The 18,598-nt window shown below is 65.5% G+C and carries 22 protein-coding genes; 9 read left to right on the plus strand and 13 right to left on the minus strand.

Features of this window, described 5'->3' with window-relative positions:
• Nucleotides 1–48: 48 nt before the first annotated feature.
• The 3 genes from HU735_RS17975 to HU735_RS17985 all read right to left on the minus strand — a co-directional run bounded on the left by HU735_RS17975 (nt 49) and on the right by HU735_RS17985 (nt 2,108).
• Nucleotides 49–864: a protein phosphatase 2C domain-containing protein gene (locus tag HU735_RS17975; RefSeq protein ID WP_186714612.1), complete on the minus strand. Its 816-nt coding sequence runs from the start codon at nt 862–864 to the stop codon at nt 49–51.
• A gap of 60 nt (nt 865–924) precedes the next feature.
• Nucleotides 925–1,533 (minus strand): hypothetical protein, encoded by a 609-nt coding sequence (locus tag HU735_RS17980; protein ID WP_186714613.1) that lies wholly within the window; start codon nt 1,531–1,533, stop codon nt 925–927.
• Nucleotides 1,534–1,616: 83 nt separating this feature from the next.
• Nucleotides 1,617–2,108: a GNAT family N-acetyltransferase gene (locus HU735_RS17985; RefSeq protein ID WP_186714614.1), complete on the minus strand. Its 492-nt coding sequence runs from the start codon at nt 2,106–2,108 to the stop codon at nt 1,617–1,619.
• Nucleotides 2,109–2,262: 154 nt separating this feature from the next.
• On the opposite strand from HU735_RS17985, the gene HU735_RS17990 reads away from it, so the two are divergent.
• From HU735_RS17990 to HU735_RS18005, 4 genes are all read left to right on the plus strand, one after another.
• Entirely contained in the window at nt 2,263–2,634 is a 372-nt protein-coding gene (locus HU735_RS17990) for a bleomycin resistance family protein (RefSeq protein WP_186714615.1), read from the plus strand.
• Entirely contained in the window at nt 2,631–2,945 is a 315-nt protein-coding gene (locus HU735_RS17995; RefSeq protein WP_346655369.1) for a DUF2388 domain-containing protein, read from the plus strand. Before HU735_RS17990 ends, HU735_RS17995 begins: the two co-directional genes overlap by 4 nt.
• A gap of 71 nt (nt 2,946–3,016) precedes the next feature.
• On the plus strand, nt 3,017–3,850 hold the full coding sequence (locus HU735_RS18000) for an AraC family transcriptional regulator (protein WP_186714616.1): 834 nt from the start codon (nt 3,017–3,019) through the stop codon (nt 3,848–3,850).
• Between the two features lie 147 nt (nt 3,851–3,997).
• Nucleotides 3,998–4,477 carry a VOC family protein gene (locus HU735_RS18005; protein ID WP_186714617.1) on the plus strand — a complete coding sequence of 160 codons (480 nt, stop codon included), beginning with the start codon at nt 3,998–4,000 and terminating at the stop codon, nt 4,475–4,477.
• Between the two features lie 12 nt (nt 4,478–4,489).
• Here the strand turns inward: HU735_RS18005 and HU735_RS18010 are convergent, their stop codons facing one another.
• A complete protein-coding gene (locus tag HU735_RS18010) occupies nt 4,490–5,176 on the minus strand; it encodes a GNAT family N-acetyltransferase (RefSeq protein WP_186714618.1) in 687 nt (228 codons plus the stop codon).
• Between the two features lie 59 nt (nt 5,177–5,235).
• Nucleotides 5,236–6,165 (minus strand): N-acetyl-gamma-glutamyl-phosphate reductase, encoded by a 930-nt coding sequence (gene argC, locus HU735_RS18015; RefSeq protein ID WP_186714619.1) that lies wholly within the window; start codon nt 6,163–6,165, stop codon nt 5,236–5,238.
• Nucleotides 6,166–6,363: 198 nt separating this feature from the next.
• Between argC and HU735_RS18020 the strand changes: the two genes are divergently transcribed.
• Nucleotides 6,364–7,245: a LysR family transcriptional regulator gene (locus tag HU735_RS18020; protein WP_186714620.1), complete on the plus strand. Its 882-nt coding sequence runs from the start codon at nt 6,364–6,366 to the stop codon at nt 7,243–7,245.
• 81 nt (nt 7,246–7,326) lie between these two features.
• On the opposite strand, the gene HU735_RS18025 is transcribed toward HU735_RS18020, so the two are convergent.
• From HU735_RS18025 to HU735_RS18050, 6 genes are all read right to left on the minus strand, one after another.
• Nucleotides 7,327–8,109, minus strand: coding sequence for an amino acid ABC transporter ATP-binding protein (locus HU735_RS18025; RefSeq protein WP_096047910.1), 783 nt, complete (start codon nt 8,107–8,109; stop codon nt 7,327–7,329).
• Between the two features lie 23 nt (nt 8,110–8,132).
• Nucleotides 8,133–9,377 carry an FAD-binding oxidoreductase gene (locus HU735_RS18030; RefSeq protein ID WP_186714621.1) on the minus strand — a complete coding sequence of 415 codons (1,245 nt, stop codon included), beginning with the start codon at nt 9,375–9,377 and terminating at the stop codon, nt 8,133–8,135.
• A 16-nt stretch (nt 9,378–9,393) separates the two neighbouring features.
• Nucleotides 9,394–10,104: an ABC transporter permease subunit gene (locus HU735_RS18035; protein ID WP_186714622.1), complete on the minus strand. Its 711-nt coding sequence runs from the start codon at nt 10,102–10,104 to the stop codon at nt 9,394–9,396.
• Complete coding sequence (locus HU735_RS18040; protein ID WP_186714623.1) at nt 10,101–10,820, minus strand: ABC transporter permease subunit; 720 nt, start codon at nt 10,818–10,820, stop codon at nt 10,101–10,103. The genes HU735_RS18035 and HU735_RS18040 overlap by 4 nt, the downstream gene beginning before the upstream one ends.
• 134 nt (nt 10,821–10,954) lie before the next feature.
• Complete coding sequence (locus HU735_RS18045) at nt 10,955–11,707, minus strand: transporter substrate-binding domain-containing protein (RefSeq protein ID WP_186714624.1); 753 nt, start codon at nt 11,705–11,707, stop codon at nt 10,955–10,957.
• A 26-nt stretch (nt 11,708–11,733) separates the two neighbouring features.
• Nucleotides 11,734–12,606, minus strand: a complete 873-nt coding sequence (locus tag HU735_RS18050) for a MurR/RpiR family transcriptional regulator (protein ID WP_186714625.1) — start codon at nt 12,604–12,606, stop codon at nt 11,734–11,736.
• Nucleotides 12,607–12,749: 143 nt separating this feature from the next.
• Between HU735_RS18050 and HU735_RS18055 the strand changes: the two genes are divergently transcribed.
• Entirely contained in the window at nt 12,750–13,775 is a 1,026-nt protein-coding gene (locus HU735_RS18055) for an Ldh family oxidoreductase (RefSeq protein ID WP_186714626.1), read from the plus strand.
• Between the two features lie 36 nt (nt 13,776–13,811).
• On the opposite strand, the gene HU735_RS18060 is transcribed toward HU735_RS18055, so the two are convergent.
• Both HU735_RS18060 and HU735_RS18065 read right to left on the minus strand, forming a co-directional pair.
• Complete coding sequence (locus HU735_RS18060; RefSeq protein ID WP_186714627.1) at nt 13,812–14,060, minus strand: hypothetical protein; 249 nt, start codon at nt 14,058–14,060, stop codon at nt 13,812–13,814.
• A 272-nt stretch (nt 14,061–14,332) separates the two neighbouring features.
• Nucleotides 14,333–14,830 carry a hypothetical protein gene (locus HU735_RS18065; protein WP_186714628.1) on the minus strand — a complete coding sequence of 166 codons (498 nt, stop codon included), beginning with the start codon at nt 14,828–14,830 and terminating at the stop codon, nt 14,333–14,335.
• Nucleotides 14,831–15,068: 238 nt separating this feature from the next.
• On the opposite strand from HU735_RS18065, the gene HU735_RS18070 reads away from it, so the two are divergent.
• The 3 genes from HU735_RS18070 to tpx all read left to right on the plus strand — a co-directional run bounded on the left by HU735_RS18070 (nt 15,069) and on the right by tpx (nt 18,494).
• Nucleotides 15,069–16,268 (plus strand): aromatic amino acid transaminase, encoded by a 1,200-nt coding sequence (locus tag HU735_RS18070; RefSeq protein ID WP_186714629.1) that lies wholly within the window; start codon nt 15,069–15,071, stop codon nt 16,266–16,268.
• A gap of 280 nt (nt 16,269–16,548) precedes the next feature.
• The gene (locus tag HU735_RS18075; protein WP_050705937.1) at nt 16,549–17,829 is read left to right on the plus strand and encodes a serine/threonine transporter; all 1,281 of its coding nucleotides are present in this window, start codon (nt 16,549–16,551) and stop codon (nt 17,827–17,829) included.
• 164 nt (nt 17,830–17,993) lie between these two features.
• Nucleotides 17,994–18,494 (plus strand): thiol peroxidase, encoded by a 501-nt coding sequence (tpx, locus tag HU735_RS18080; RefSeq protein WP_028692156.1) that lies wholly within the window; start codon nt 17,994–17,996, stop codon nt 18,492–18,494.
• Nucleotides 18,495–18,598 lie beyond the last annotated feature (104 nt).

Below are 18,598 nucleotides of genomic sequence, written 5' to 3' on the forward strand. Positions count from 1 at the left end.
TTGGTGGCTGCCACGCCTCAGCGTCTCGCAAGGCCGCTCCTGCAAGGGTCAACCAACCCGCAACCAGATCGCCGAGGCGTCGTCGCTCATCTTGAACCGTGGGTAGCGCAGGCATGCGGCATCGTCGTGCTCGATGCCGCGCAGTGTCCGTGCCAGGTCATCCAGGCCGTGGCTTTGCAGGCGCTCGATGAAGCCTGCCGGGTCATAGGCCCGGTAGGTATCGAACAGCGCCGCGAAGCCATCGCTCATCAGCAGCACATCGTCACCCACGGCGACTGGCGCTCGGCTGTAGAAGGTGCCCTCCCGGGACAGCTCGGCATCGACGCCGAGCACGGCCCGGGGCCGCTCGCGGGCGCTGCGGCGGTCGGCCAGCACCGCCGGGGTGCGCACGCCGTGGGCGCCGGTGCCGGGGCCGAGTGCGGCGGCTTCGGCTTGTTCGACCTCGCGATCGGGCTCGGGGGTGAGGAAGCGGATGCCTTGCGCGCTGCGATGCAGCACCACGCAGTCGGCCAGGTGCGCGCAGACCAGTTCTTCACCTTCGATGGCCACCGCGGCAAAGGCGGCGCGCGGCAGTTCCCAGGTGGCCAGGGGCTCGCGTCGGCGATCCTGCCGGTAGGCCTGGGCAATCGAATCGAAGACCGTCTCGCAGACCTGCCGCAGTGGTCCCGAGGCCGTGGCGAAGGCGCGCTGGGCCGTGGCCGAGAGCCACGCCGCGCCGCCGCGTTCGCCGAGCAGGCCGGGGGCGCCGAGGTCGGTGGCGCCGTCGATGACCCAGGCGTGGCGGTCGGCGTTGCCGATACGGTCGTCATTGGGCACATCGGGCTTGCCAGCCAGGCACAAGCTCTGGATCAGGTCGAAATGCATGTCGGGCTCCAAGTCGGTGGGATCACCGACCTTGAGCCCTGCGCCGTCGCGAGTCAAATTTCACGGCTTGGGCGTGCGGTCCCAGCAATGGCTGTCCAGGTCGCAGACGCCGAATTGCCGGTCCATCAGCGCCATGCGTCGCAGGTGGGCGTCGAGGATGTCGCGGCCCACTTCGCTGTCGATGATGTAGCGGCTGTAGCGCTCGATCAGGCGTTGCTTCCAGGCATCGCGGGTGGCCGCGTCCAGGGTGTCGGGCGCACTGGCCAGGCGTTGCAGGGTGGTGTCGTCGACGCGCTTGAGCTGGTCGCTGAAGGTGGCGATGTAACGGGCGCGCTGTGCTTCCTTGTGACGCGAGGCTTCGGCATCGAAAGTATCGAGATTGCGTTGCCATTGCGCCCAGTAGGCATCCGGCAACTTCAGGTCGCGCTTCTGGCGCAATGTGTCGACGATCTGCGCGTTGCTCTGGCGCGGTGGTGGCTGTCGGTCCTGGCTGGCCAGTGGGTCCTGGGCCAGGATCTGCGTGATCCAGGTCGTGCGGGCTTCGCTATCCGGGCGAACCGGGCCGAGCGGCGCAGAGTCGGTGGCGTTCGAGCTTGGCAGGCCATTGCAGCCGGTGAGTGACAGCATCAGCGACAGTGCCAGCAGGGCTGGCAGGTTGTGGCGTAACATGAATCTTCCTTGAGTAACTGCACAATCGTGCATCCGATCGGATGCACGAGGGGTATCGGCTCTTGCCTGGCCGACTTGAGCGTTCAGCCAAGGGCCTTGGCCATTTCCGTGGTTGCCGCCCAACCCAGTCCGGCGTAAACCGGCCTGCCCACGTCGGTGGCATGAAGCACGGCGAAGTCCAGGCCGCGCTCGGCGAACTCCGATTCGGCGAGGCGCATCAGTTTCGACGCCAGGCCCTGACGGCGATGGGACGGCTCGACATAGACATTCAGCACGTAGCCGCGCTGTTCCTGATCGGGGTGGGCCGGATGCGGCGGCCACTCGATCGTCATCAGGCCTATCGCCGCCACCGATTGCGCGTCGTCCAACAATACGAAGCCGTAATAGCGACCGTCCGCCAGACGCGCCGATAGCCAGGGGCCAAAGTGCTCGGTCATGGTCTTCAGGCGATGCGGGTCGCCACCGGCTTCCAGGAACATGGCCTCGCGATGGGCGCAGACCATGGCATGGTCGCCCGGTAACAGGCGGCGCAGGGTCAGGCCGGGAAAGTCGATGGCGGTTGGCAGGTCGTTCATGGCAGTTACCTTGGGTCGAAGACCTCGATCCTAGGCGTGCACGGCGCCAGCGTTTAGATACAGATGGCCCGCAAACGCGGCATACAGCCCTTGCCGCTCCCTGGGTTTGCGGCGATGATCCGCGGCAGCCCGTTTACCAACAAGGAGGTTCCGCATGCCTGTTGCCCCGCTTTTGCGCTGCACCGACCTTGACGCTACCCGCCGTCATTACCGCGATGTGCTGCAGTTTTCTGTCGCCGACACCGCGCAATCGACCCTTACCGTGCAGTTGTACGACTGCAGCCTGCTGTTCACCGAGGACGACCTGTGGCAGCTGCCGCCGGGGTGTGCCGGGACCTTCTACCTGGTGGTCGAGGACGTCGACGGCTATTACGCGCAAGTCCGCGAGCTGGCGGATATCGCCTGGCCGTTGCACGACACGGAGTATGGTTCGCGGGAGTTCGGCGTGCGTGATTGCAATGGCTATTACCTGGCCTTCAGTCAGCGGCACGCTGACGTCGTGCAAGCCGCACGGGTTGCCTCGTGATCCTGCGCGGCCGTGCATTGCTGGCGATGTTGCTGCTTGCCGGCCCGGCCTTGGCCATGGACGGCAAGGGCAACTCGACCGACCACTTCACCGTCGGCTCGAGCCTCGCCACCGCAGCGGTGAGCGGCTCCACCAGCCACCCGGCGCGTACTTACCAGGCCGCCCGCGACGATGCGTTGCTGTTCATCGCCAGCGACGGGCGCCTGCGCGGCGCACGGCTGGAGCAGGCCTTGAGCGAGTATCGCCAGCTGCATCCGGCCAGCGCGCTGAGCGACGGTGACCTGGCACAGGCGTTCGCCTGCCGGGGCTGAGTGCGCAAGAACGATCAAATGGCCGGTGCGTCGCTTTGCTAGGGTGACTGGGTCGAGTGAGGAGCCTGGCAATGCGCAGCATCGAACACATCCTGTGGTATCTCGAAACCGTCCTGGACCGCGATCTGGATCTGACCCATGTCGCCGGGCATTTCGGCCTGTCGCCCTTTGCCCTGGCGCGGCAGTTCGCCGCTGCCACCGGCTGGTCGGTGATGCGCTATGTCCGGGCGCGGCGCCTGAGCCGGGCCGCGCAGACGCTGTGCAGCGGCAAACGGGAGATCCTCGAGGTGGCGCTGGCGGCAGGCTATGGCTCCCACGAAGCCTTCACCCGGGCCTTCTGCGACCTGTTCGGCGTGGCGCCGAGCCGGGTACGCAGTGGTGCCCATCAACCGATCGCCCTAGTGGAGCCCTTGCGCATGAAAGCACTCAACTTCGTTCCCCTGGCCGAGCCGCGCTTCGAGCGTCGCCCGGATTTCTGCATCGCCGGCCTCGGCGAGCGCTTCACCTTCGAGCGCAACGAAGGGATCCCAGGCCTGTGGCAGGCCTTCGATCCCTTCGTTGGGCGGGTGCCGGGGCAGGTAGGTGATGACACCTACGGGCTGTGCTGCAATCCGGGGGATGATGGCAGTTTCGAGTACATCGCCGGGGTCGAGGTGCACCGTGTCGATGACCTGCCCGCGCACTTTCACCACTTCAGGCTCGCTGCGCGAGACTATGTGGTATTCCGCCACCTGGGTCATGTGTCGATGATTCATCAGACCGTCTTCACCGTGTTCAACCAGTGGCTGCCGGCTTCAGGCCACCAGGCGGCCGACGCGCCGGAGTTCGAGCAGTACAGCGCCGATTTCGACCCTGTGCGCGGTACCGGGCATGTGGACCTGTGGATCCCGCTCGCCAGCCGCTGATCGCGCTTGTCCGAGCAGGCCAGGACAGAGGACTAGACTCGTGGGCAACGAGTCTAGTGTGGTGTTTTGCAAATACGACCAAAAATCGCCGCGAGTTATGGTCGTTATTTGTGAAACACCACACTAGCCCACCCCAGGAGCCCTGACATGACCGCCAAGAACACTGTTTGCCTGTGGTACGACAACGATGCCGAAGATGCGGCGAACTTCTATGCCAGCACTTTCCCGGACAGCCAAGTGACCGCCGTGCACAAGGCGCCCGCCGACTACCCCTCGGGCAAGGCAGGCGATGTGATCACGGTGGAGTTCACCGTGATGGGCATCCCGTGCATCGGTCTCAATGGGGGCAAGGCGTTCAGCCACAGCGAGGCGTTCTCGTTCCAGGTGGCGACCGACAGCCAGGAGGAAACGGATCGCTACTGGGACGCCATCGTCGCTAACGGTGGCAGCGAGAGTGTGTGCGGCTGGTGCAAGGACAGGTGGGGGTTGTCCTGGCAGATCAGCCCGCAGGTATTGACCCAGGCGGTGGCCAGCCCTGATCGCGCCCTGGCGAAGCGGGCGTTCGAGGCGATGCTGCAGATGGGCAGGATCGACATTGCCACGATCGAGAAGGCCATCAAGGGCTGACGGCGAGGCGCCTCAATGCACGGTCTTGCGTTCCCTGACGCACGCCCGTGCCTGTTCCGTCAGGACGTCCAGCCGCTCGTCGCGAAGGCGCTCGGCATCCATCATCGCCGCCTCGCCCTGTTGCTTGAGCAGGTAGGCGTGGATCTGCCGGACTTCGACGGTCTGGTAGATCGGCGCGATGTCCAGCCGCCCGATCAGCGCGCCGCTGGCCTGCCCGGTGCTGCTCATCAACACCTGCGGCCCGGTACAGGCGACCACCTGCAGGCCCATGTTCTCGAACCACGGCACCTGCTGGGCAAAGGTGCTCAGCTCGACGCAGGCATAGCGTTCACGCACCGCGTGCAGCAGGCCACGGGCGATGCCCTGGCGGCGGTGGCTGGGGACTACGGCGAGGTAGGCCAGGGCGCAGGCCTGGGGATTGTCCTGGGCCGGCAGTACCAGGGCGAAGCCGAGCAGTTGGTCCGGAGCCTCGGCATCCAGGGCCAGGGTCAGCTCGACGGCCAGGCCGCGGGTGCCGTCCAGGGCCATCAGGTACTGGTGCACCTCCAGGCCAACACCGTACTGGTACAGCGGGTAGAGCGGGTTGTCCGGGATGATGGCAACGCTGCTGAGCTGGCCGACATGGTCGATCACCAGCTGGCGGATCTGGTTCTGGAAGGATTCGGGCGGCACGCCTTCGAGGCGGCGGAGGATGAACATTGCGGGTCGGGCTCCGGCAGGACTGAAACACCCGCCCCGGAACGAGGCGGGCGATCATTCTAGCGCAGCCCGGCCAGCATGAGGTCGAGGTTCTGCACCGCGGCACCCGAGGCGCCCTTGCCCAGGTTGTCGAACACCGCGGTCAGCAATACCTGGCCATGCTCGGGGTTGGCATACACGGCCAGGCGCAAGTCATTGCTGTCGTTCAACGCCTGCGGGTCCAGCGCCTGAGCTGGGCCGTGCTGGTGCAGAGGCATCACCTGCACATGGCGGGCGCCCTGGTAATGTCGCTCCAGGCAGGCCTGCAGCTGCTCGGCGCTGACCCCGGGCAGCAGGCGCAGTTGCAGCGGGATGCTCAGCACGATGCCCTGGCGGTAGTCGCCATAACCCGGCACGAACACCGGCCGCGCGCTCAGCCCCGCATGCTGCTGGATCTCTGGCACGTGCTTGTGGGCGAGCTCCAGGCCGTACAGCTGGAGGGTCGGCAGATAGGCGTCGCTGCGCTGCTCATGCCGCTCGACGGCGGCCCGGCCGCCACCGGAGTAGCCGGAGATGGCATGGATGCTCAGCGGATAGTCCGCCGGCAGCAAGCCTGCCTTGACCAGCGGATGCAGCAGGGCGATGGCGCCGGTGGGGTAGCAGCCGGGGTTGCTTACCCGGGATGCCTGGGCAATGCGTTCGGCCTGTTGTTCGTTCAGTTCTGGCAGGCCATAGATCCAGCCGGGTGTGGTGCGGTGCGCGGAGCTTGCGTCGATCACCCGCACCGCCGGGTTGTGCAGGGTGGCCACGGCCTTGCGGGCGGCGTCGTCGGGCAGGCAGAGCACGGCGATATCGGCGCTGTTGATCGCCTCGCTGCGCCGCGCCGGGTCCTTGCGCTCGGCTTCGGGCAGGGTGAGCAGGCGCAGGTCCTGGCGGCCGTGCAGGCGGGCATGGATCTGCAGGCCGGTGGTGCCTTGGTCGCCGTCGATGAAAACGAGGGGCTGGTGCATGTCGGTGGTCCGGTGAAGAGAAGGAATAGCCGTATCCTCGCTGTTCACTGGACGAAAGAAAATTTGAATATCATGATTTCCATGTTCAGTATTTCTGAACTTAATCGCATTGCCCTGTAGGAGCGGCCTTGTGCCGCGAAAGGGCCGCTCCTACCCGGGACGTGTCAGCCGTCAGTTCTTCATCCGTGCCGAGACCCCATGCGAGAAATCAGCCTCGACCGCCTGCGCACCCTGGTGGTGATCGCCGACCGTGCTTCCTTCGCCGACGCTGCCCGTCAGCTCAATCTGGCGCCCCCCACCATCAGCCTGCACGTGGCCGAGCTGGAGGCCCGCATTGGTGCGCCCTTGCTCACCCGCACCCGCGGCCAGGTGCGCCCCACGGCCATCGGCGAAACCTTGCTGGCCCGCGCCCGGCGCCTGCTGGCCGACGCCGACCAGGCTCTGGACGAGGTGCGCCGCCAGGTGCAGGGCCTGACCGGACGGGTGCGCCTGGGCGCTTCGACCGGCGCCATCGCCCACCTGTTGCCCCAGGCCCTGGAAACACTGCAGGTGGACCACCCGGGGATCGATGTGCAGGTTCAGGTGCTCACTTCCCAGGCCTCCCTGGCGCGACTGCGCGAGGGCACCCTGGACATCGGTCTGGTGGCGTTGCCGCAGGTGGCGGGCAAAGGGCTGAGGATCACACCGTGGCGGCGCGACCCGATCATGGCCTATGTTCCCGCCGACTGGCTGCCGCCGGCCCGGGTCACGCCGGCCTGGCTCGCCGCTCGGGCGCTGATCCTCAACGACAACTCCACGCAGTTGTCGCGGGTGACATCGGAGTGGTTTGCCGCGGCGGGGCTGTACCCCGAGCCGCGGATCGAGCTGAACTACAACGATGCGATCAAGAGCCTGGTGGCGGCGGGCTACGGCGCCACCTTGCTGCCGCAGGAAGGGGAGGTGCAACAGTCGTCGCCACGCATCGCCCGGCGGCCGTTGCGACCGGGGATGTGGCGCCAGCTGGGGATTGCCTGTCGCGAGGGGCAGGTGGAACGGGCGACGGAACATGTACTGGAGGCGTTGGGGCGGCTGCGCCAATAAAAATGGCAGTTCAGGCTGTCACCTGCCATGCGCTGGAGAACGCTGGTCGAAAAAAGGGCCGCACCGCGGCCCTGATTGAAACTAATGCAGGATCTGCTTGAGAAACGCCTGCGCCCGCGCCGTGCGCGGCTGGCCGAAGAACACCTCGGGTGGGCTGTCCTCGATAATCTTCCCGCCCTCGAGGAACAGCACCCGCTCGGCCACCTGCCGGGCGAAGCCCATCTCGTGGGTGACGCAAAGCATGGTCATGCCAGTGCCGGCCAACTGCACCAGCACATCCAGCACCTCGGCCACCATCTCCGGGTCGAGGGCCGAGGTTGGCTCGTCGAACAGCATGATCCTCGGTTTCATGCACAGCGCCCGGGCGATTGCCACCCGCTGCTGCTGGCCGCCGGACAGCTGGCTGGGGTACTTGTGCGCCTGGCTCTCGATGCCGACCTTGCTCAAGTAGAATCGCGCCCGTTCCTCGGCCTCCCGGCGCGACAGGCCACGCACGCTCATCGGCGCCAGCAGGCAGTTGTCGAGCACGCTCATGTGCGGGAACAGGTTGAAGTGCTGGAACACCATGCCGATCTCACTGCGTACCTGGTCGGCCTGGCGGCCTTTGCTGGCGAGGTCGGTGCCGGCCACGCGGATACTGCCCTGCTGGGCGATCTCCAGGCGATTGATGCAGCGGATCAGCGTCGACTTGCCCGAGCCCGACGGGCCGCAGAGGACGATGCGCTCGCCCTCGCGTACCGACAAGTCGATGTCGTGCAGCACATGGAAGGCGCCGTAGTGCTTGTTCAGGCCCTCGATGCGGATCAGCTCCGGGCGTGGATCGGGGGCAGGGTGCAGGCTGGCAAGGCTCAGGGGGGCGGTCATCTTGTTGTTCTCCCGCTCAAGATTCAGTCGAAACGTGCGGCGCTGTAGGGCGCAGGGTCGGTGAAGGGGCGCTCGCCGGTCATCAGTTCGGCCAGCAGGCGGCCGCTGACCGGGCCCAGGGTCAGGCCGTGGTGGGCATGGCCGAAGTTGAACCACAGGTGCTTGTGCAGGGGGGCCGGGCCGATCACCGGGCGCATGTCTGGCAGGCAGGGACGGCGGCCCAGCCAGGGCTTGTCGTCCAGGCGCTCGCCCAGGGCCGGGAACAGCCGGCGTGCCAGGGCCTCGCAGCGGCGTAGCTGGATCTCGTTGGCGGCGGCGTCGCTCGCCGCGAACTCGATGCCGGTGGTCAGGCGCACGCCACGGGCCATCGGCGCCAGGACGTAACCGCCCTGGGTATCGCAGATTGAATGACCCAACTCGGCGCCATCGCGGGTGGCGTAGTGCATGTGGTAGCCGCGCTTGATGCCAAGTGGAAAGCGGTAGCCCAGCCGCTCGTAGAGGTCGGCCGACTGCGGGCCGAGGCAGGCCACCACTTCGTCGGCGGTCACGCTGCCGCGACGCGTGTCCAGCTGCCAGCCATCCTCGACCTGGCGCAGGCTACGGGCGTCGCCGTGGAGGAACTGCCCCCCGCGTTGGACGAACAGCGCCGCATAGCCACGGGTCAGGCCGCCGGGGTTGCTCACTGTCTTCGGGTCGAGCCAGTGGATGCCGCCGATCACGCCACCGTCCAGTTGCTGTTCACGGGCCTGCAGCTGTTCGCGCTCGAGGATCTCGTACTGCAGGCCGTAACGGGTCAGGCCCTTCAGGTCGCGCTTGGCCTGCTCGAACAGCGCGGCATCACGGTACACCTCGATCCAGCCTTTGGCCTGCACCAGCCCCTGCAGGCCGGCGGCCTCGATCAGCGCATCGTGTTCCTCGACGCTGCGCTGCACCAGCGGCAGCATGTCGGCGGCGGCCCGGGCCAGTTGCCCGGGCGCGGACTGGCGCCAGTAGCTGAGCAGCCAGGGCGCGGCCTTTGGCAGGTGGGTCAGGCTGTAGCGCACGTCGGGCTGGCGGTTCAGGCCGTAGCGCAGCAAGGCACTCCATTGGCGCGGGAAGGCGTAGGGGATCACGCTGGAGCGCTCGATCAGCCCGGCGTTGCCATGGCTGGTGCCGCTGCCCGGTTCGTCGCGATCGATGAGGATCACCTGGCGTCCGCGGGCCTGCAGGTGCAGGGCGGTGCTGACGCCGACGATGCCGGCGCCCAGGACGATGGTCTGGCAATGCATGAAAGGATTCCTTCAATCAGTTCAGGTGGCGGCCCAGGCGGGCCTCCAGGTGTTTCAGGGTGCGCCGGACCACCTCGACGATCAGCAGGTAAAGCACCGCCGCCCACAGGTAGATCTGGAAGTCGAAGCTGCGCGAGAAGGCCAGCTTGGTCACCCCCATCAGGTCGTAGAGGGTCACCAGCGAGGCGATGGCGCTGGCCTTGATCATCATGATCAGCTCGTTGCCCAACGGGCCGATGGCCACCAGCAGCGACTGTGGCAGCACCACCTTGAAGAAGGTGGTCGAGCGCTTGAGGTTCAGGGCCTTGGCGGCCTCGTACTGGCCCGGCGCGACGGCCATCAGGCTGGCGCGGAAGATCTCGGCCTGGTACGCGGCGGTGTTGAGGGTGAAGGCGAGCAGGGCGCAGTACCAGGCCTCGCGGAAGAACCACCACAGCCCCAGGTCCTGCCAGAACCCCTTGAGCGAACCGAGCCCGTAGTACAGCAAGAACAACTGCGCCAGCAGCGGCGAGCCGCGGAAGAAATACACGTAGCCGGCGGCCAGGCGTCGCAGCACGAGGTGCTGCGACATCCGCGCCAGGGCCAGGAGCATGCCCAGCAGCGCGCCGAGGGTGAAGGAGATCGCCACCAGCTTGGCGGTGACCAGCAGGCCATCGACGAAGCGCGCGCCATAGCGCTCCAGCAGGTCGGGATCGAGCACGTAGGCCTGCAGTTGCTCCGGGCTCATGGGCGGGCTCCTTGCAGATGGCGGTTGCTGCGCCGCTCCAGCAGGGCGAAGACCCTGCCCGACAGCGCCGAGAACAGCAGGTAGACCAGGCAGGCGACGCCGTAGAACAGCATCGGTTCCTTGGTCACGCTGACCGCCAGGTTGGTCTGGCGCATCAGGTCGATCAGCGAGATGGTCGAGACCAGCGAAGTATCCTTGAGCAGGCTCAGCCAGTTGTTCGACAGGCCCGGCAGGGCGATGCGCGTCAGTTGCGGCAGCACCACCCTGAAGAACCCTGTGCGCTTGCCCAGGCCCAGGGCCGCGCAGGCCTCCAGCTGGCCCTTGGGCAGGGTCTTGAAGGCCATCAGCCAGATCTCGCTGGAGAATGCGGCGAACACCAGGCTGAAGGCGGCCATCGCGGCGAGGAAGGTGTTGATCAGCACCTCGCCCTCGTAGCCCAGCGCGGCGAGGATCTTCTGCGCGGCGATCTGGCAGCCGTAGTAGATGATCAGCAGGGTGAGCAGTTCGGGCAGACCGCGGAACACCGTGGAAAAGGTGGTGGCCCACGCTCGCGGCAGGCGTTTGCGCGAGCGCGCGGCCAGCGCCACCAGCAGGCCCAGCGGCAGGCCGATGGGCAGGCAGGCCAGGGCTAGCGACACGGTCACCAGCGCGCCGGCCAGCAGCGCCTGGCCCCAGCCGCCGCTGGCGAAGGAAAGCAGGGAGAGTTGATCGAGCATGGGTGCATCCTCGAGGTCGGCGGGGCGCATAGCGCCCCGATCGCGACACAAGGCCGCTCCCACAGGGATCGCGCGCGCCCTGTGGGAGCGGCCTTGTGTCGCGAAAGGGCTGCGCAGCAGCCCCAGGATTCGTATCAGTTATAGATATCGAAGGCGAAATACTTGCTCGCGATCTTCTGGTAGGTGCCATTGGCCACGATCGCCGCCAGGGCCTCGTTCAGCCGCACGCGCAGGGCCTCGTCGTCCTTGCGCACGGCAATCGCCGCATCGGCCTTGGTACCGTCGACGTCGCCGAGGATCTTGCAGCAGTCCTTGCCATTCTTGTTCAGCCATTCGTGCAGCGGGAACTTGTCGGCGATCACCCCGTCCAGACGCCCGGCGGCAAGGTCGGCGTTGGCCTCGTCCAGGGTCGGGTACAGCTTCACGTCCGCACCGGCCTTGCCGTACACGTCCTCGGCGTAGATCGCCTGGGTCGAGGCGGACTGGGCGCCGACCGTGTAGCCCTTGAAGTCGGTCTGCGCGTCGCTGATCTTGCTGTCCTTGGCGACCGCCACGGTCAGCGGGGTGCGGTAGTAGCGGTCGGTGAAGGAGATCTTGCGACGCCGCTCCTCGGTATCGATCATCGAGGCCACTACGGCGTCGTACTTGCGCGCCATCAGCGCCGGGATGATGCCTTCCCAGTCCTGGGCCACCAGGGTGCACTCGACTTTCATCTGCTCGCACAGGGCATGGGTGATGTCGATGTCGAAGCCGTGCAGCTGGTTGTTCGCATCGACGTAGTTGAACGGCGGGTAAGCGCCTTCAGTGGCAAAACGCAGGGTCTCGGCACTGGCGCCGGCCGCCAGCAGCAGGGCGCACGCACCCACCACAGCCATGGTTCCTTTCATCTCGCACCTCGGTAGTTGCACTCTTGCTATTGTTGTTTGCCCGCCGGCCACGAGGTGTAGCCGACGAACTCGTTATGTAGAGCGGCAGTTGCTTCCAAGCGTCTTTCAACATCCGGTCCGAGCTTCTTGCAGACCTCGTTGACCATCAGGTGCACCCACGACAGCATGGTCGCGGTGGATTCCCAGAACAGGTTGAATTCGGTGGGGATGCGGAACACCTCGTCGGCGTTGGCATCGGCCCATTCACAGAAGGTGTCGGTGACCAGGGTCACCGGGATGCCCAGCTCACGGGCCTTGTGGCACAGCTGCAGGGCATGGCGGGAATAGCGGCGCGCCTCGAACACCACCAGCGCGCAGTCCTGCGGGCGCCCCAGCAGCACCTCGGCGAAGTGCCCGGCGCTGCCGTCGACCAGTTGCACGCCGTCGCGCAGGTATTGCAGCAGGTGGCTCATGCACATGGCCACGCCGCGCTCGGTCTGAAAGCCGGCGACGAACACCCGTGGTTTTTCCGCCAGGCGCCGGGCCACCTGCTGCCAGGCTTCGCCGCGGCTGTATTCGTGTACGCGCACCAGCGCGGCCATTTCCAGCTCCAGGCTGCCCGAGCGCTGGTCATCCTCGGGTTGCTGGCGGAATTCCTGCAGGCGGTCGCCCACCAGCCAGGGGCCGTCGCCCAGGTCGTTCTGCAGGTCCTGCTTGAGCGCCTTGAGGTGCGCGTAGCCCAGCGAGCGGCAGAAGCGGCCGACGCTGGATTCACTGACGCCCAGCTTGGTGGCGATGCTGGCCGAGGTCTGGAACGGCAGTTCGTGGAGGTTGGCGAGCATGTAGCTGGCGATCTGGCGGCCTGAGGCGGCAGCGGTGTGCAGGCTGCTTTCCAGGCGTTGCTTGATCGATTGGCTCATGGTCGGTTCCGGTTGATTTCTGGCGTGGAAGCCAAAATGGCTGTTTTCTGTCATCAAGTCAATATTTGACAGATAGCTGTCATTGGCGGGAAAGTCTGTGCAGTTGCGCTGTAGCGAATCCAATTCCAAGAAAGGAGCTCCAGATGTCTTCACCTTCCACCGGCCCTGTCGTGCGCGTGCCTTTTAACGAACTGCAGGCATTGCTGCAGGCGATCTTCGAGCGTCATGGCTGCAGCGCGGCGGTGGCCGCCGTGCTTGCCCACAATTGCGCCAGTGCCCAGCGCGACGGTGCCCACAGCCATGGGGTGTTCCGTATTCCTGGTTATGTCTCGACCCTGGCCAGCGGCTGGGTCGATGGTCGCGCCGAGCCGCAGGTGACCGACCTTGCGCCGGCCTATGTGCGAGTCGATGCCAAGGGCGGCTTTGCCCAGCCGGCATTGGCCGCAGCCCGCCCGCTGCTGGTGGAGAAGGCGCGCACGGCCGGCATCGCGGTGCTGGCGATCCACAACTCGCACCATTTCGCCGCGCTGTGGCCGGATGTCGAACCGTTCGCCGACGAGAGCCTGGTCGCCCTGAGCGTGGTCAACAGCATGACCTGCGTGGTGCCACACGGTGCGCGCAAGCCGCTGTTCGGCACCAACCCCATTGCTTTTGCCGCGCCTTGCGCCGGGCATGATCCGATCGTCTTCGACATGGCCACCAGTGCCATGGCCCATGGCGACGTGCAGATCGCCGCGCGGGCGGGCGAGCAACTGCCGCCGGGCATGGGCGTGGATGCCGATGGCCAGCCGACCACCGACCCCAAGGCGATTCTCGAGGGCGGCGCCTTGCTGCCGTTCGGCGGGCACAAGGGCTCGGCGCTGTCGATGATGGTCGAGCTGCTGGCGGCGGCGCTGACAGGAGGCAATTTCTCCTGGGAGTTCGACTGGTCGGGCCACCCAGGAGCCAAGACCCCCTGGACCGGGCAGTTGATCATCGTGATCGACCCGAACAAGGCCGAGGGCGAGCGCTTTGCGCTGCGCAGCCGCGAACTGGTGGAGCAGATGCAGGCAGTCGGGTTGACGCGGATGCCGGGCGAGCGGCGTTATCGCGAGCGTGAAGTGGCCGGGCGGGAAGGGGTGGCGTTGAGTGAGCGGGAGTGGGGGGAGTTGCAGGGGTTGGCAGGCTGAATTGGCCCCATCTGGATCGGGATGGGGCGCAGGTCCTCAATCCCGATCACGATCAAAATAGTGCGAGCGATCAAACAGCAGGGTCGTGCCGAGCACGACGAAGAATAGAGCCCATTGCCCACCATCGAGATTCATGAACTCGCGTTGTCCCAGCTGTGAACAGGTACTGATGCCCGCCACCATGAAGACGATGTACAGGATTCTGCGAAGCAGTACTGACCTGCAAAGCCAGTCGAACAGAAGGACTGCGACCGGCAGATAGATCAGCAGGTAAAGCATGTTCATGAGTGCCTCCTCTATCGGTTTCGCTCATACCAACTCGAGCGTTCGAACAGCAGAGGAAATCCGGCGAGTGAAAAGAACAGGCCCCATGCCCCTCCATCCCAGTAAAGAACCTCCTGGGCACCGAGTTGGGTGCAAGCGGTGATGCCTGTGATCTGGAAAACCAGGTAGAGCCATCTGCGTACCAGCGTCGGTTTACAGATCCAGTCGAGGAACCAGCCTGTCAGTGCAGTACACAGAGTCAGGTAGATATAGGACATTGTGTATACCCGTCCTCAGAGAATCAGCAGCAGCGCGCTACGTTGAGGGCCAATTCCCCCGTTGACCTGGGCTTGAAGCGATACCAAAACATCGCCGGCATGGAATGTTGGTATTGCTCCCTTTGCCAGCCTCGAAGCTGCAAATCCTGCAGCGGAGGCCACTAAGCCAGCGGCCATCGTACCCGCGATTCCGACAACGGTAGTTCCTGCCGCTTTACCCACTGCTGCTCCGACCAGGGTGAGCACATCGCTCCGTTGATCATTCAGCACGTCCCCCTGCTGACGTGTGAGTGGGCGTGATACTGCAACTTTCATCTGGCATGGCAGATTGCCTGCGAGCATGCGGTCATAGAGTTGGGCCACGGCCTCCACGATTTGGTAATGCCCTTTGTGCACGAAGGGTAAGGCCAACTTGCGCAATTGACAGTGCTCACCTGGCTGGACGGTGAACTCGCTGATATCGAAGGCAATTCCATGATGGGCAATGACCTGGTACGTCCTGTCCGCCTGCATCAGTCCCTCTCTTTCTTATAGATGTAATTCGTGTGAGCGGGACAATGGCAGGCCGATGCAGAGGGTGCCTATTCATCCGTTTCCGTAATTGATGTGGGAAATGTCTTTGCGTCGTAACGCTCGCTCTTGCACCCCTGCATCGACTCCTTGCACATCGGTGATGTTCCTGACGCCCCACTGCGGGTATCCTCGCTGGAGCCTTCCCTGAACTGTCCTGATTTCCAAGGAGCTGCACGCTGTGTTCAAACATGTCGATGCCTATGCCGGCGACCCGATCCTCTCGTTGATGGAAACCTTCAAGGCCGACCCGCGCGCCGACAAGGTCAACCTGAGTATCGGCCTGTACTACGACGAAGCTGGCGTGGTGCCGCAGCTGGCGGCGGTGGGCGAGGTGGAGAAGCGCCTGGCCGGCCAGCCCCATGAAGCCTCGCTGTACCTGCCGATGGAAGGCCTGGCCGCCTACCGCCAGGCGATCCAGGCGCTGCTGTTCGGCGCAGATCACCCGGCTGTGGCCGATGGCCGCGTGGCCACCGTGCAGACCGTCGGCGGCTCCGGCGCGCTGAAAGTCGGCGCCGACTTCCTCAAGCGCTACTTCCCGGGCTCCGAGGTGTGGGTGAGCAACCCGACCTGGGACAACCACCGGGCGATCTTCGAAGGCGCGGGCTTCAAGGTGCACAGCTACCCGTACTTCGATACCGCCAGCCGTGGCGTCGATTTCGCTGGCATGCTGGCGACCCTGCAGACCCTGGCGGCGAACAGCATCGTCCTGCTGCACCCGTGCTGCCACAACCCCACCGGCGTCGACCTGGAGCAGAACCAGTGGCAGCAGGTAGTCGAGGTGGTCAAGGCGCGCCAGCTGATTCCGTTCCTCGACATCGCCTACCAGGGCTTCGGTGAAGGCCTGGTGGAGGACGCCTACGCCATCCGCGAGATGGCCCGTGCCGGTGTGCCGTGCCTGGTCAGCAACTCGTTCTCGAAGATCTTCTCGCTGTACGGCGAGCGGGTAGGGGGCCTGTCGGTGGTCTGCGACGATGCCGCCACCGCCTCCAGCGTGCTCGGCCAGCTCAAGGCCACCGTGCGCCGCAACTACTCCAGCCCGCCCGCGTTCGGCGCCCAGCTGGTGGCCGGCGTGCTCGGCGACGCCGCGCTCAATGCCCAGTGGGCGGCGGAAGTGGAGGTGATGCGCAAGCGTATCCTCGACATGCGCCAGGGCCTGGTCGACCTGCTCGGCGAGCTGCTGCCGGGCCAGGACTTCCAGTTCTTCCTGCGCCAGCGCGGCATGTTCAGCTACACCGGCTTCAGCGTGGAGCAGGTGCGTCGGCTGCGTGACGAGTTCGGCGTGTACCTGATCGACAGCGGCCGGGTGTGCATGTCCGGGCTGCGTCCGGCCAACCTGCGCCAGGTGGCCGAGGCGTTTGCCGCCGTGCAAAAGGGCTGAGCTCGGCGCTGACCGATCTGGCTTTATCGCGGGGCAAGCCCGCTCCCACGCTGCCCCGCATCCAGGAGGTCAGCGTGGGAGCGGGCTTGCCCCGCGATGCTTTTGCCCCCGCAAAACCAGATCTCTTGTAAAGACAAGTGCAACCGTCCCTCGGGCGGGGCTTCCCCAAGTGCAACCTTTGCATGCACAATCGCGCCCCTCTTCCCCGGTTGAGTTGGGCGAATCGTCTATTTCGCCATTCTCAGCCTGTTGCAGTCTTGCGAGTGGAGCGTCACCCGGAATGAATGAGCAGGCCCCAAGCGTTGAACAACGCTTTGTAGAATCGACCCCCGCCACCCTCGGCAGCTGGTCGCGTCAAGACACCACCTGGATGCTGGGCCTGTTTGGCACGGCCATCGGCGCCGGAACCCTGTTCCTGCCCATCAACGCTGGCCTTGGCGGTTTCTGGCCGCTGCTGGTGCTGGCCTTGCTGGCCTTCCCCATGACCTACTTCGCCCACCGCGGGCTGACCCGCTTCGTGCTCTCCGGCAGCAAGGGCGGCGACATCACCGAAGTGGTCGAGGAGCATTTCGGCATCACCGCCGGCGCGCTGATCACCGTCCTGTACTTCTTCGCCATCTTCCCGATCCTGCTGATCTACAGCGTGGCGCTGACCAACACCGTCAGCAGCTTCATGGAGCACCAGCTGCACATCGCGCCGCCACCGCGGGCGATCCTGTCCTTCGTGCTGATCCTTGGCCTCTTGGCCATCGTGCGCTGCGGCGAGCAGGCCACGGTCAAGGTCATGAGCCTGCTGGTCTACCCGTTCATCGTCGCCCTGGCGCTACTGGCCCTGTACCTGGTGCCGCACTGGACCGGCGGCATCCTCGACACCGCCACCCAGGTGCCGTCCGGCTCGGCCTTCCTGCACACCGTGTGGCTGGCGATCCCGGTGATGGTGTTCTCGTTCAACCATTCGCCGATCATCTCGGCCTTCGCCGTCGACCAGAAGCGTCGCTATGGCGAGCACGCCGATGAGCGCAGCGGCCAGATCCTGCGTCGCGCACACCTGCTGATGGTGCTGATGGTGCTGTTCTTCGTGTTCAGTTGCGTGCTGACCCTGAGCAGCGCCCAGCTGGCCGAGGCCAAGGCGCAGAATCTGTCGATCCTGTCGTACCTGGCCAACCACTTCGAGCAGCCGGCCATCGCCTTCGCTGCGCCCCTGATCGCCTTCATCGCCATTGCCAAGTCGTTCCTGGGCCACTACATCGGTGCCAGCGAGGGCCTGAAGGGCATGATCGTCAAGTCCGGCATGCGCCCGGGTGCCAAGGCCCTGGACCGCATCGTCGCCGCGCTGATGCTGGTGGTGTGCTGGATCGTCGCCACCCTCAACCCGAGCATCCTCGGCATGATCGAATCCCTGGGCGGCCCGATCATCGCCGTGCTGCTGTTCCTGATGCCGATGTACGCCATCCGTCGCGTGCCATCGATGCGCAAGTACAGCGGCGCGCTGTCCAACCTGTTCGTGGTGGTCGTCGGCCTGGTAGCCCTGACCTCGGTGGTGTACGGCCTGCTGGCCTGAGCCCCCGTCACGTAGGAAAAACGCCCGGGTCGACGCCAGTCACCCGGGCGTTTGTCTACAGGAATTGCCCGAACGTAGGACAATTTCATCTTTACCCATAGGCACTTGCGTCCCTTCATGGTTAACTCTGAATCCTTTTCCAACCCCGTATAAGGATTTCCGCCATGGCTCAAGTGACTCTCAAAGGCAACCCGGTTCAGGTCAGCGGTGAACTGCCGAAGCAGGGCGCCGCGGCACCTGCCTTCTCCCTGGTCGCTGGCGATCTGTCGAACAAGTCGCTGGCCGACTTCGCCGGCAAGCGCAAGGTGCTGAACATCTTCCCGAGCGTCGACACCCCGACCTGCGCCACCTCCGTGCGCAAGTTCAACGCCCAGGCCAATGATGTGGCCAACACCGTGGTGCTGTGCATCTCCGCCGACCTGCCGTTCGCCCAGGCGCGCTTCTGCGGCGCCGAAGGCCTGGAGAACGTGAAGAACCTGTCGACCCTGCGTGGCCGCGAGTTCCTGGAAAACTACGGCGTGGCCATCGCCGACGGCCCGCTGGCCGGCCTGGCCGCCCGCGCCGTGGTGGTGCTGGACGAAAACGACAAGGTGCTGCACAGCGAGCTGGTGGGCGAAATCGCCGACGAGCCGAACTACGAGGCGGCGCTGGCTGTCCTGAAGTAACACCGCGTGCCCGTTTGGGGCTGCGTGGGAGCGGGCTTGACCCGCGATTGCGCCTTGAAGGCAGACGTCACAGCCTGATACGACGCCATCGCGGGGCAAGCCCG

This window comes from Pseudomonas sp. BW16M2 (genome assembly GCF_014268865.1).
Taxonomy (GTDB): Bacteria; Pseudomonadota; Gammaproteobacteria; order Pseudomonadales; family Pseudomonadaceae; genus Aquipseudomonas; species Aquipseudomonas peradeniyensis.